Annotated in this window: 11 protein-coding genes; 1 reads left to right on the top strand and 10 read right to left on the bottom strand. The window is 51.2% G+C overall.

Annotation, left to right across the window (positions count from 1 at the left end):
• Positions 1-505: 505 nt before the first annotated feature.
• Positions 506-1,588: a MaoC family dehydratase gene (locus tag IE076_RS14460; protein ID WP_189437506.1), complete on the top strand. Its 1,083-nt coding sequence runs from the start codon at positions 506-508 to the stop codon at positions 1,586-1,588.
• A 95-nt stretch (positions 1,589-1,683) separates the two neighbouring features.
• Here IE076_RS14460 and IE076_RS14455 read toward each other — a convergent pair whose 3' ends face one another.
• From IE076_RS14455 to IE076_RS14410, 10 genes are all read right to left on the bottom strand, one after another.
• Complete coding sequence (locus tag IE076_RS14455) at positions 1,684-2,124, bottom strand: hypothetical protein (protein ID WP_209009135.1); 441 nt, start codon at positions 2,122-2,124, stop codon at positions 1,684-1,686.
• A 1-nt stretch (position 2,125) separates the two neighbouring features.
• Positions 2,126-2,674, bottom strand: coding sequence for a hypothetical protein (locus IE076_RS14450; protein ID WP_189437505.1), 549 nt, complete (start codon positions 2,672-2,674; stop codon positions 2,126-2,128).
• A gap of 476 nt (positions 2,675-3,150) precedes the next feature.
• Positions 3,151-4,530 carry a methyl-accepting chemotaxis protein gene (locus IE076_RS14445; RefSeq protein ID WP_189437504.1) on the bottom strand — a complete coding sequence of 460 codons (1,380 nt, stop codon included), beginning with the start codon at positions 4,528-4,530 and terminating at the stop codon, positions 3,151-3,153.
• A 344-nt stretch (positions 4,531-4,874) separates the two neighbouring features.
• Complete coding sequence (locus IE076_RS14440; RefSeq protein WP_189437503.1) at positions 4,875-6,521, bottom strand: U32 family peptidase; 1,647 nt, start codon at positions 6,519-6,521, stop codon at positions 4,875-4,877.
• A gap of 304 nt (positions 6,522-6,825) precedes the next feature.
• Positions 6,826-7,758: a LysR substrate-binding domain-containing protein gene (locus IE076_RS14435; protein ID WP_189437502.1), complete on the bottom strand. Its 933-nt coding sequence runs from the start codon at positions 7,756-7,758 to the stop codon at positions 6,826-6,828.
• Positions 7,759-8,103: 345 nt separating this feature from the next.
• Positions 8,104-9,288, bottom strand: a complete 1,185-nt coding sequence (locus IE076_RS14430; RefSeq protein WP_189437501.1) for a citrate/2-methylcitrate synthase — start codon at positions 9,286-9,288, stop codon at positions 8,104-8,106.
• Positions 9,289-9,371: 83 nt separating this feature from the next.
• Positions 9,372-10,388, bottom strand: a complete 1,017-nt coding sequence (locus IE076_RS14425) for a DctP family TRAP transporter solute-binding subunit (protein WP_189437500.1) — start codon at positions 10,386-10,388, stop codon at positions 9,372-9,374.
• Positions 10,389-10,590: 202 nt separating this feature from the next.
• On the bottom strand, positions 10,591-11,991 hold the full coding sequence (locus tag IE076_RS14420) for a TRAP transporter large permease (RefSeq protein WP_189437499.1): 1,401 nt from the start codon (positions 11,989-11,991) through the stop codon (positions 10,591-10,593).
• A gap of 5 nt (positions 11,992-11,996) precedes the next feature.
• Positions 11,997-12,629, bottom strand: a complete 633-nt coding sequence (locus IE076_RS14415) for a TRAP transporter small permease (RefSeq protein WP_189437498.1) — start codon at positions 12,627-12,629, stop codon at positions 11,997-11,999.
• Between the two features lie 142 nt (positions 12,630-12,771).
• Positions 12,772-13,773, bottom strand: a complete 1,002-nt coding sequence (locus IE076_RS14410; protein ID WP_189437497.1) for a DctP family TRAP transporter solute-binding subunit — start codon at positions 13,771-13,773, stop codon at positions 12,772-12,774.
• Between the last annotated feature and the right edge of the window lie 71 nt (positions 13,774-13,844).

Here is a 13,844-nt window from a genome sequence, read left to right as displayed (position 1 = left end):
AACCCATTAAAGCGGAGGAAAAGACTACGGGTTCTTAGGGGTGCCGTGCCGGATTCTGCGTTCAAATCGCCTCAGGTGAATCACAGTCTCTTACGAATTTTGGCATCGACTCGCTTGCACAATCCTACAAACCCAATCTGATATTGAAGCCTAAGGCAGAACTGTGACCTAATTACCTAGTTACTATCTACATATAATTTGCCCATTTCTACTGCTTTTGAGATATAAAGGGCCTCAAACCGACAGAAAGCTTGCTCATTTCTTTCAAGTATTTTTGTCGGACATCTGGTGCACGGAATGCTGGAACCACCACATTATCCGTCAACCCTTTGAATTTGTTAAATTAAACAAGTCAATTGGATAACCAAGGAAAATACGAGGGCAAAACAAAAAAGATCAAAGGCGACATCTTCTATGCAATCTGTCAACTTTCTAAGGTGTTGCTTGCTAACTAAAAATACTTCTTATTGAATGCCTGCCGTGTTGTTGTTGGGGGACTACAAACATGACGTTAACTGCGGTTAAGACTAAAACGTCTTGCGGTAACTTTTTCGAAGATTTTCACGTGGGCCAAGTCATAAGACATGGCACACCAAAGACAATAAACGAGGGGGATACAGCTCTCTATACTGCGCTGTACGGAACTCGCTTTGCGGTACAATCAGGAACTGCTTTTGCAGAAGCTATTGGATACCCATATTATCCGTTGGATGACTTGCTGGTGTTTCATGTGGTCTTCGGCAAGACGGTCAACGACATTTCACTAAATGCTGTTGCCAATCTGGGCTATTCCGATTGCCGTTTCCTGATGCCTGTTTATGCCGGAGACACACTCTCCGCTCAATCAGAAGTCATCGGGCTCAAAGAAAACTCAAACGGAAAAACCGGTGTTGTTTACGTGCGCTCAACTGGCTATCGCCACAAAGAGCCCGGAAACCCGGAAAAGGTTCTGGAATACACCCGCTGGGTGATGGTGAAGAAGCGCGATGAAACTGCGCCAGCACCACAAACCACCCTGCCGGACTTGCCAGAGGGTACTTCCGAGGACTGTCTCGGACAAGCCGTACCAAAGCTTTCCATCGATGAATGGGACTTTGACCTGTCCGGTTCGCCATTCCGTTTCGACGACTACGAAGTCGGTGAGAAAATTGACCATGTCGACGGCATGACCGTGGAAGAAGCAGAACACCAGCTCGCCACACGTCTGTACCAGAACACGGCGAAGGTCCATTTCAATCATCACAGCGAGAAAAACAGCCGCTTCGGCAAACGCCTGATCTACGGCGGCCACGTCATCTCGCTGGCACGCGCTCTATCTTTCAACGGACTGGGCAACGCCTTCCACATCACAGGCATCAACGCCGGACGCCACGTTGCACCGCTGTTTGCAGGCGACACCGTCTACGCCTGGTCTGAAGTGCTGGACAAAAAGAAGATTGAAGGCCGGGACGACGTCGCTGCATTACGCTTGCGCCTCGTCGCCACCAAGGACCGCACTTGCGAAGATTTCCCGTTCAAGAATGAAGAAGGGAAATACGAGGACGGCGTGATCCTTGATCTGGATTACTGGACAATCATCCCAGTCTGATCCATCGAGATTGGCGAGAGGTTGCAGCATTTCTCGAGAAAAGACAAACAAAAAGCCCGGCGCACCACCTGCCCGGGCTTTTCCAACTTTTCAAGCTATCCCAGTTCCTGCGCCGGAAGTTTCAGCTCTTGCTCTAAAACATTAAAGTAATCATTGTAGGCAGCTTCTGAATCTACTGGTTGATTGTTATAGGACGCGTTCGCGCGCACCAACATCTCACCATCATTCCTTGGAACCACACTCACTGTCATTCGCAACTGATATCCATCCAGTTTCATCCCACTTACAGTTCCTAGTTCCTTATCAGCATTGCCGATAACGAATCCCATGTCCTGCATAGTTGTCATAACCGACTGGATCGTTTTATCTTTATCTTTGGTCTTAAAGGTCCTTGACTGAATCTGTCGTAGTCCGCTCTGTTCCTCTACAGCAATGTCAAACACATTGTCTTTCGAAGACATTTGGCAGCCAGCAGTACCAAAGGCGACAGCGAGAACAGAAGCACTCACAAGGGCTTTAGATTGATCAAACAGCATATTAACCTCCTGTGACTTCCCAAGGGATTGACGCCCCCAGCGTTTCGTAAAACTGGCTATAGAGCTTCTCGTCTTTAACTGTTTCTGCTTTGGATACGTCACCTCTTTGGTCCAACACAATCCGCTGGACGCTAATGCGCAGGTCGGTAGCATTTTCCTCACTACCAGCAGTGATTGAAGCACGCACAAATTGCTCATCATCATATTTAAAGTTGTGTACCCCAGCGACCGGCCCAGCAAGTATTGTCGTAATTGCAGCACCAACAACGGCTAATGCAACTTGCTCACCCTCTTTCGCATCACGTTGCTTCGAGCCCACAACGAGCCCTAATTCTGGATCTGTCTTGTCAATGGAGAAGCCCATATCCTGAAGAGCAGCTGCCCCAGCTAGAAGCACTTCTTTTTTCTTTGGTGAAGCGATAGTTCTGGACTGAGCCGCTTTCATAGCTTTGTGCTGCTCAGTCACTTGCAGAACATCTTTAGGCATCTGTGCACAAGCACTTGTTAGCAGCAACGTACAACCAGCTAATGCGTAAAATCCGGATTTCATGTGTGACCCCAAATCAGCACGAAACTCCGCTTAGTTGAGATACACCCCTCATAATTTTAGTATCTACTAAAAGGAGTTAGCTGAATGTGAAATGCTAATTTCACCTAACAAAAATGGTTTTCTGGACACACCTACTTAGTAGTTATCGCAGCTACAACGGAAAGCATGACTTTGCTGCTCGTTAATACACAGAGCGCTCTTAAATTGAAGTGCAACACATATTACCTACTTTTCAAATTCAGTAATAAATGCGCTTAAATATCAGCGTGTTAAACAATACCACTCCTATAAATGAGCTACTCTAAATATTTGCATTAGATTTATTATCTCAACATCAAGAAAAACAAACAAACATCAAAAACACTGTCGCATTTTTCTGACACTAAAGTGATTTTCACTTTGCCAGTTCGATCAAGTCAGCAAACCAGAGTGCTCGTATCGCACGACCGCTCTGGTTTCTGATTAGAACGATGCAATCACCGCTTCCTCAGCAACTCATCCAGATAACGCAGCACCTCAGTAGAGGCATTCTCCATACGTTTGTAAGCTGCGTCTGCCCCTTCATGGTCTCCGGTTTCCAGTAAGCGCGCGCAGGCCTTGCCCTGTTCGTGAACCTCTGCATGAACCGGAAGCAACTTCTGGAACGCCAGACTATCCCGAATGCGTGCATCCTCTACATTGTCATACCACTTCCCAAGGCGGCACTGATGATGATCAGCAAGCTCCGCCGCCTGGAGTTTTCCAATTCCAACGGCCATCTCTGCAAGGTGCTTCTTCCACATTATGTGGTCAGCCTTCGCCCGATGCAGAATGAAGTTCGGCACGCTGCTTTTCTCAAACTCAGCAAACTGCGCCTCAACAATACTTTCAGATTGCGCAACCGTATTGATCACATACTCAATGCGCTCGTTCACATCACGCGCATGTGCTGCAATCACATGAACACCGCGATTGATCTCGCCTGTCGCCTCTTCCTGCTGGGAAAGCTGATGGGCAATCTCTCGCATCTGAGTACTCGCAACGCTCACATCGCGCAGCACTTTAGAAATCAAACTCTCGGCATTCTGCGAGTTATCGACGCTCTTGCCGACCAAAGACTGTGCATCACTGACAGCAGAGTTCACACCATTCACATGCGCCTGCAGCGTCTCGATCCGTGAGCGAATATCGTCCGTCGCCTGTTGTGTCTGACCGGAAAGATCCTTCACCTCAGACGCCACCACTGCAAAGCCCTTCCCGGCCTCACCAGCGCGCGCAGCTTCAATCGTCGCGTTCAGTGCCAGCAAGTTGGTTTGCTTGGCGAGCCCTTCAATGGTGCCCACAAAGGTGCCAATCTGAACAGCAGCCTCCGTCAGCTCATTTGCAGCCGCAATCATACTCTCGAAGAATTGTCCGATATGCTCGCTGGCCTCTGCAGACTCACGGGTCGCAGCTTCTCCCTGCTGCATGGCCTCATTTGCAGAGTCCATCGCATCAGCAGCTCCTTGCGCACTGGATGCAATCTCGGAGAACGAGACGTTCAGCTCTTCCACACCGGTCGCAATCGTCTGTGACCCTTCATCGGTCTTGCGAATGTGCCATGTAATCTGCGAGATCGCCGCCATCGCCTCACTGGCTTGTACTGAGTACTCGACCGTCTGACCAAGAGTGCGCTCATCCTGAGCGTCCAGCTTCTGTTTCAGTGCCGCAAAGCGCTCAAAAAGCTCTGCTGGCACACCCTCCACCTCGGGAAGTGGCTGCTTTTCCTCCAAAGCCGACAGAAGCACTTCAATTCCCTTAGGATCAATGCCGCCCACACCTGCCTGATCAGATGCCTGTGCTTTAGGCGCGCTCTTCAACCTACCGGACCAATTCATCTCGAATTACCTTCCAAACTGCATCTCAGATGCAGATAACCCCTTGCACGCCACTTTCCGATCAGCACGCTACAGCCAGTTTGCCAGCATCCAAACAGGTAAGATCGGCGTATTTTGTTGCCCCATGCGGCCCCACGAGATGACCAGCCCAAACACCCCGGCATTGGACGTGGCAACGCGTAGAACCCATGTTTAATACATACATCAATTTTTGCTAATATTAGTTAATATTACTAATTATTCTAGCCTTATCAAAAAATCTTAGTGGAGGCTCGCAGCATCAAGATAAAAAAATGCCCCAGCGTTGCGGCCAGGGCATCAGATCAATCAATTCTTCTAAGCTATCAGCTTACTTCATGCTTCAACGCATTCCGGGCCAGCATCTCACCCTGTTTCTTGGTCTTCAGGATTTCTCGCGCCTTCTCAAACTTGGGATCTTCCCAGAAGATCATGCAGCCGTTACAGCCGCGACCACAACATCCTTCCAGTCCAAGGCGCGGAGACTTCGGCTTACGATCCTGACTGCCTTCAGCAATCGCATCAATCAGCCTGTCGCGCTGGCTCTCGTACTTGTTCTGCTGCGCATCGGTCGCCTCACCGCGCGCTTCAATGCGCTCGGCCGTCCGGTCCAGCTTCAAACGGCTCCACTGCTCAGGCGTCAGCGGCCGTTCCTTACGCACAACCGTATTGACCGGAAAGCGCTCTTTAAACGTCGCCGCATCTTCCTTATCAAACAGGGAGAACGGGATACGCACCACAGGCTGTTTGCCAGCATGCACTTCCTGCGTCATCTCCCCGGACTTAGCATCTTCAAATTCGTAGATACGCAACAACACACTGTCGTCAGACATCGGCTGCAGGAATTCCAGCACCTCACCAGCGATGATCTTGTTCTTCACCTTCATATAGAAGGCATCGTCCGCCACATCCTCAATGATACCGGCAAATTCCCACTCACCGATGGAATGCGTGTCCTCATAATTGTGAGCGAAGTTATTCAGGCGGCCCTCATGGAAGGCTGTTGTGTAGCCACGGTTGGCAACACTGTACATCTCATCCATGTACTTCTGCGGGTTCCAGTTCTCCGGATCACGATAGTAATCATCAATCGCCATCCGGTAAGCGCGCGCGACAACCGCCACGTAGTACATGGACTTGTTACGACCTTCGATCTTCAGAGAATCCACACCGATCCGCAGGAAGTCATCAAGCTTCGGCATCAGGCACAGGTCTTTGGAGTTCAGAATGTAAGACCCGCGACCATCCTCCAGAATTGGCATCAATTCGCCCGGACGACAGCCTTCTTCCAGCAGGAACTCGAACATGTCGATGTTGTCTTCGTTCAGCTCAAGCTCATTGATGGTTCCATCTTTCATGCGCATGCGCACTTTGTAGTTCCAGCGGCAGGAGTTCGCGCAGTTCCCCTGGTTCGCGCCACGCTCCGCCATAAAGTTGGACAGCAGGCAGCGACCGGAATAGGTCATGCACATTGCACCATGAACAAACGCCTCCAAACGGATGTCCGGGCACTTCTCACGAATTTCAGAAAGCTCAGGGAACGAAACTTCACGCGCCAGCACCACCAGGTCTGCACCCTGCTCTTTCCAGAAATCAACGGAAAGCCAGGAACACACGTTTGCCTGCGTGGAAATGTGCAGAGGCACATTTGGCAGCTCTTTGCGCATGAACTGGAACACACCCGGATCTGCAATGATCAAGCCGTCTGGATTAATATCGCGGATGGTCTCCGCATATTCCTTCAGCTTGGGAACGTCTTTGTTGTGCGAGAACAGGTTCAGCGTCAGATAAACACGTTTGCCATGTTTATGCGCAAATTCAATGCCTTCAACGACCTGCTCAAGCGTAAACTCTGCCTTCGTGCGCAACGACATGTCCGGCGTACCAAGATAGATTGCATCCGCGCCGTAAAGAACGGCAATCTTGAGTTTCTGCAAGTTGCCCGCAGGCATCAGGAGTTCTGAAGTTCTCATGGTGGCGACCAAATTCTCTGGTGTTTTCTATAGCTCTAACAGTGAGCTATTGTCCCGCGCCTCACGCTTTGCATTGGGGAAAATCAAAGGGCGCGTATTTAGGGGTGCTTCTAAGGGATTTAATCGAAGTTGAACAGAAGAAATTTGCCTCAGGGCCCCGCCTCCTGCGACGGATCCGCACCATCAACTAGCAAGCATTAAAACGAAATTGGGTGGATACCGAAGCACCCACCCAACTCAAAAAACATCACTGAATACTGGCCGTCGCTCGCCCCTGCGACCAGCCGCACATCACTACGCCCGATTAGTCAACCAGAGCGTCAGCTGGCTCATAAGCTTCATCATCCACGAAATCATAACGCAGCTGGTTTTCAAGCCAGTCACGGAAACTGCGGATCTTCGGCTCAGCGCCACGCTTCTCACGCCACATCAGCTTATGCTCACGGCCATCTCGCTGGTATTCAGGGAAGATCGGAACAAGACGCCCGGCAGTTTCAGCTTCAGCGCTCAAAAGGTTGGACTCTAGAACAATCCCGAACCCTTTATTGGCAGCATCAAGCGCCAGCGCTGCACTTTCAAACACCATCATCTCATTGACGATTGGGTTGGACACACCAGCTTCCGTCAGCCACGTTTCCCAGGAAACCGGAGCACCCTCACTGCGAATGACAGGAAGCTTAAGCAGCTCGTTGGGCTTCTTTGGGTAACCAAGCGAATCCAGCAGTTCTGGCGAGATCAGCGGACGGAACTTCTCCCGCCCCAACGACAACTCACGGAACTCGTCAGGAGCATCAGCTTCGCGTGTGAAGACAAGATCATACAGCCCGCCTTCAATACTCTGATCAGTGCTACTGCTGGAAACAGTAACTGTGATCTCAGAGTTATGCGCTGTAAAAGAGCGCAGTCGGCGCAGCAGCCAATTGCTCGCAAAGCTCGAGGAGCAATGGATACTCAAGGTATCTCTGTTTCCGATTGCTTCAATGGTGCGCGTAGCCGTAGAAATTCTGTCAAACGCCTCGGCGATCTCGGAGGCATAACGATACGCTGCAGCTGTTGGAAAGACAGCTCTGGAACGCCGCTCAAACAGCTCCAGCCCCAGATGATCTTCCAGCGCCTTGAGCCGGTGACTGACCGCACTAGCTGTAATTGCCAGCTTTTGGGCCGCCGAAACCAAACTCCCAGTTTCCATAACTGCACGAAACGCGACCAAAGCATTCAAAGGGGGCAAACGATTCATGAAATGCCTTATTCTTGATAGAGTGAGAAATACATCAAATATTTCGAATGACGATGTAGACGTAACATAGAGCCTCCCCAATTTGAACACCCCCAAAACGACTAGTAGACGTCAAAAACATGTAAAAACACAAATTTCCACAATAGATAACATCGATTACAAACTACTCGATTATTGATAATCTCGAAAATACTTCTAGGCATCGAGCTAAAATAATCGATACAAACTTTACTACACCATAATTACATAAACTACATAATCTTACGCTAGGAAAACATTGAACTATATTTAGATACACGCTCAGGTTAAAGATCAAAAAAACTAACTATTCACTTGAATGGTTTTTTAGCTCGGACGAATACCAACGTATGCAGCACGTGGGCGTATTTGTTCTTGCAATTGGTATTGTTCTAGCGCTTGCGCAATCCAACCGCTAATTCTTGATATACCAAACAAAATACCTGCAGATTTTTTTGGGAGATGCAAAACCTGCACCAAAAGAGCTAGTGGAAAATCCACATTCATGTGCTTTCCAAAAAGCTCACGTGATCTTTCCAGCAAGGGTGGAATCAGTTCGATGAGCGGGTGATCCAGCTCACTTTGCATGAGCATGTCTAATAGAAATTCGCCACGAGGATCTGGCCCGCCATAAACAGAATGGCCAAGTCCCGGTAGATATTCACCGTTCATGCATCTTTCCTGCAGCACGCTCTCTATATCGTCCCTCGCATGAATGTGCTTCAGCCAACTCAGAACACGCTCTGCGTTTGTGCCATGACGTGGGCCCATAAAGGCTCCCAGCCCGGAAATCAGAACCGCATGCAGCGGCGCGCGTGTCGAAGCAGCACACCGCACCGCGTAAGCGCTGGTATTAAGCTCATGGTCAGCGCACAAGACAAGCGTCGCCCGGATCAGATCAATCGCCTTCTCATCGTGGATGCCCCAGGCATGGGCAATCTGTCGGTGCATCGGGGCGGTGCTTGGTTCCTGAAACAGCAGCGCGCTGGCTGCAAGCCGAGTAAGGCTCGCCCCTTTCTGCTTGAGCAGCTCCTGAGACAGCGTATAGGCAGCCGTATCCTGCTCAGGCCAGCAGCAAAGAGCGATAATCGCCCGCTCCACAGGCTGCTGATGTTCGCTCAGCAGCCCGACAGCTTGCGGCGCAGGCTGAGCGAACGGGTCATTCTTGCAATCCCACAGCAACGTGGCCACACTTTCAAGCGTCCCAGCCCTTGCCAGCTCCAAAGCAGACTGCCCACGATAATAGTGTCCTTCATCAGTCAGCAGCGTGAGCTTTGTCTCAAGCACACCTTTCGCCGCTGCACTACGCGACTGCCCCTCCCGCTCTTCTGTCCCCTCCCCAGCACGGCGGCTGCGCAGGAAACGGACGTCGGAGGCATCATAAAGCCGCGTCCGACCCGCCCCCTGAACGGAACGGATCAATCCACGGCTCACATAGGCGTAGAGCGTTGCCGGGCGCACGCCCAGCTCATTGGCAGCTTCTTTGGCGGAAAGATAAATAACCTCGGACATGACGCACCTATTCAATGATCAACATTGATCATAGAACGTGGATACGTACACGCAATACTCTTAAATGGTCATGCAGAAAACGATCAGTCCGGCTTCGACTGATTGGCCGCTTCCGCAGCCTCAATCAGGTCTACCCCGATTTCCTCTTCAAACTTCCTCCACACAGGCCGCATCAGATCAACCCATTTCGCCCGTTGTTCAGGTGTCAACTCACGCACAGCGTAGCCCACATCAATAAGCCTCTGGCGGTTTTCCTCATTGGTCTTGGCCGCCTGCGCATTGGCCTCTTGCAGCGTCTCGTTGAAGATCGTCAGAAACTGCTCGCGCACGTCAGCGTCAAGGCTGTCCAGCCACACCTGGTGCGCAAACACCACGTAGGCCAGCAATTGATGATTGGTCTCCGTCACCCCATCCTGCACTTCAAAGAAACGTGAGGTCAGTATATTGGAGTAACTGTTCTCCTGTCCGTCCACCACACCTATCTGCAATGCACCGTACACTTCCCTGAATTCCAGCTTCTGGGCACTCGCCCCCATCGCCTCAATCATAGCAACCGACACATCAGAGTTTTGAACCGGGAACTTCAGCCTATTCGCATCAGATGGCACGACAAGTGGCCGACCTGCAGAAAGGTGCTTCAGCCCTTCGTAGAGATAGCCAAGACCAACGACCCCATACTCATCAGACATAGCCTGCAAAAGCTCCTGTCCCTTTTCACTCTGGGTGAAACGATCGACAGCATCAATGTCCTCAAAGAGAAACGGCAGGTCAAACACACGGTACCTATGGGTATAAGCCTCAAGCTTGGAAAGGGAGGGAGCCGCGATTTCCATATCGCCCATCAGCATGGCTTCCATCACTTGATCATCATCGAAAAGCTGGGAATACGGGAACACCTGCATGCAGGCCTTGCCATCCATCTCTGTGTTCACACGCTCAGCCAGCATCGTTGCAAAATCCCCTTTAGGGTCGACGGTAGACTGCACAACATGGCTAAAGTTAATGACCAGCTCTCCCGGCTTGCACGGCTCCTGAGCAAAGGCTGGTGCAGCGGAACCAAGCACCATCGCAAGGCTAATAGCAGCAAAAGTTCTCCACATAGGCACCTCACTCAAGAGCTAGAGCAACACCCCCCTCAGCACCTGACTGACCGGGTTAAACCAAACTTGAACTATCAGTTCAGCCCACAAAAATTACCCTAAAATATTGGGAGGCATTTTTCTCGAATAAGCGGGGAAACCAAAAAGGCCGGAGCTGATGCCCCGGCCTTTCAAAATAATTTTCAACGCAAGTTAGTGTCAGCTATCTAAGCACAACCTCTGGCCCCATCATGTAGGTGGGCAGCGCTGTGGAGAGCCACGGTAGGTACGTGACCATAACGAGGAACACCAGCAGAACCATCACGAACGGAGCAGCAGCACGCACGACCTGCACCAGACTCATGCCCGTGATCCCCGAGGTCACGAACAGGTTGAGCCCAATAGGCGGCGTAATCATGCCAATTTCCATGTTCACCACCATGATGATACCCAGGTGAATTGGATCAACGCCCAGCTCCAGCCCAATCGGGAACACCACAGGCGCCACGATCAGCAGCAGGCCAGACGGCTCCATGAACTGCCCGCCAATCAGCAGGATAATGTTGACCACAACGAGGAAGGTGAACCAGCCGAAACCAGCACCAACCATCCAATCGGTGATGACCTGCGGAATACGTTCAGCAGTCAGCGTATGCGCAAACAGCAAGGCGTTCACAATGATGAACATCAGCATGATCGTGGTTTTACCACTCTCAATCAGCACCTTGCGTGTATCCCGGTGGAACAGCGCTGGAACGAAGTAAAGAGTGATCAAACCGACGTTACGACCCACCGATTCAATCAGGCTTTCACCCGGCTTGCGCCATTTCTTTTCCTTAAGCGGACCCATGTCGCGGTAGATGAACAGAGCGATCAAACACGCGTAAACAGCAGCAACAGCCGCAGCTTCTGTTGGCGTAAAGATACCCGCATAGATACCGCCAAGGATGATCACAATCAGGAACATGCCAAAGGCTGCCTGGGCAAACGTGGACCACAACACCTTAAAGCTCGGGAACGGCTGCGAAGGCAGGTTCTTCTTGCGTGCGATGAAGTAGATCGCACCCATCAGCATCAGACCAGCAACGATGCCCGGAACAACACCTGCCAGGAACATACGGCCAACGGAAACGTTCGTCGCCGCCGCATAAACAACCATCACGATGGAAGGCGGGATCAGAATACCCAGCGTACCGGCGTTGGCGATGATACCGGCAGCGAACTCCTTGGAGTACCCAGCCTGACGCATCGCAGCAATCGCAATGGTACCAATCGCCACCACAGTCGCTGGCGAAGAGCCAGACAGCGCCGCAAAGATCATACAGGCCAGCACGCCAGCCATGGCCAGACCACCACGCACCCAACCAACAGTCGCCACCGCGAAGTTCACGATACGGCGCGCCACACCACCCGTGGACATGAAGCTGGACGCAAGAATGAAGAACGGAATCGCAAGCAAGGTGAAGTTCTGTGACGCATTGAACATCTGAATGGTCACGGAACTCATGGAGTCATGAGAAAACAGTGCGATAAAGAGAACGGAAGACAAGCCAAGCGCAATCGCGATTGGAGCCCCGATGAGAAGCAGCCCGAAGAGCAGCAAAAAGAGAACAGCGGTTTCCATTGAGCTTAGTCCTTCAGAACGTCTTTATTTTCTTCAACGAGCTCTTCAGCTTCGTGCGCGGCAATCATGGTGTCCCGTTGCCCCGTGATGATCAGCCAGCACATCTGCAATGACCGGAAACCAAGAAGGACAAGACCGACAGGCAGGATCACATAGCCCCACCAGCGCGGAACGCGCTCTTTCACGCCAAACATCTCCTGATACCACTCAGGAAACTTCAGATCTTCCATGCCGATTGGAAGCTTGTAGTACCGCGCCACGTAGTCGAACGCACCGCCGGAAGAACCGCGGTTATCAAGCCCGAGCAACCAGCCAAACCAGTCTGCATCAAACAGCAGCGCCGCATACAACAGTGTCAACAGCGCGCCAAGGAGTCCGAAAGCCCGGAAGACTGGCTTGGGAAACAGGCGGATAAACGCATCAACGCCAAGGTGCGCACCAATCTTCAAGCCGTAGCTCATGCCGAAAAGAATAAGCCATGCAAACAGCACGCGGGTGAACTGCAGGGCGCCCCCCCAGCCAGTGTTAAAGCCATACCGCATGACAACCTGCCAGAAGGTAACCAGCGTCATCAACGCAAGGATGGTGGCGATAACCCCTTCTTCGAAAGCATCAATTATTTTGTTTAGTCGAGACAAAGCACCCTCCCCCGCAACAGCATTCTCTTTTCCCGGTGTGTGTCGCCAGATCCCAGTGTGTGGCGGCACAAAGAAAGAAACCATTGTGGATTTTCTGGGTCCGCCCGATCTAATGACCGGACGGACCTCATTGTATTTTGGATTAGTTGTTTGCCGCGACAGCAGCGTCGATCACGTCCTGACCGATGTCATCAGCAAACTTGCCCCATACAGGCTTCATCACATCAACCCACTGCTGACGCTGTTCTGGCGTGAGAGTGCGCACGACTGCACCAGATTCAATGATCTTCTGCTTGTTCGCTTCATTAATAGCGGAAGAGCGAGCGTTGGACTCGTTGGTCACTTCGGTGAAGATGGTGAGGAACTGATCACGAACATCCGGCTCAAGGCTATCGAGCCATTCCTGAGACGTCACAGCAAGGTAAGACAGCAGCTGGTGGCTGGTTTCGGTAATACCGTCCTGAACTTCAAAGAACTTCTTGGTGTAGATGTTGGACCAGGTGTTTTCCTGACCGTCCACAACGCCGGTCTGCAGCGCGCCATACACTTCTTTAAACGCAAGCTTCTGTGCGTTTGCATCCAGTGCTTCGATCATCGCAACAGCAACGTCAGAGGTCTGAACGCGGAACTTCAGGCCCTTCGCATCAGCAGGCACCACCAATGGCTTGTTTCCGGAGAAGTGCTTGATGCCGTTGTAAACGTAACCCAGACCAACAAAGCCGATGTCAGACATCGCACCCAGCAGTTCCTGACCCTTTGGACCCTGAGTAAAGTTGTTCACTGCATTCATGTCGGAGAACAGGAATGGAAGGTCAAACACACGGTACTTGAGGGTGTAAGCTTCAAACTTTGAAAGAGAAGGCGCAGCAACCTGAACGTCGCCAAGCAGCAGAGCTTCCATCACTTTATCGTCGTCAAACAGCTGAGAGCTTGGGAACACCTGCATACAGGCTTTACCATCCATCTCGGTGTTGATGCGCTCAGCAAGTGCAGTCGCAAAATCGCCCTTCGGGTGGCCTGTCGCAGACACCACGTGACTGAACTTGATAACAACTTCACCCGGATCACACGCTTCAGCAGCAAAAACCTGAGACGCGGTCAACATTCCAGCTGCAACGGTGGCAGCAGTAATCATTTTCTTCATAGTATCCTCCCAGATGGAACGGAGCGATGCTCCTCGCGACACTAAAAGCAAACTGCGTGCCAGTTTTAATA

This window comes from Pseudovibrio japonicus, from assembly GCF_014651595.1.
Classification (GTDB): Bacteria; Pseudomonadota; Alphaproteobacteria; order Rhizobiales; family Stappiaceae; genus Pseudovibrio; species Pseudovibrio japonicus.
This window is presented reverse-complemented; position numbering and strand designations above follow the sequence as displayed.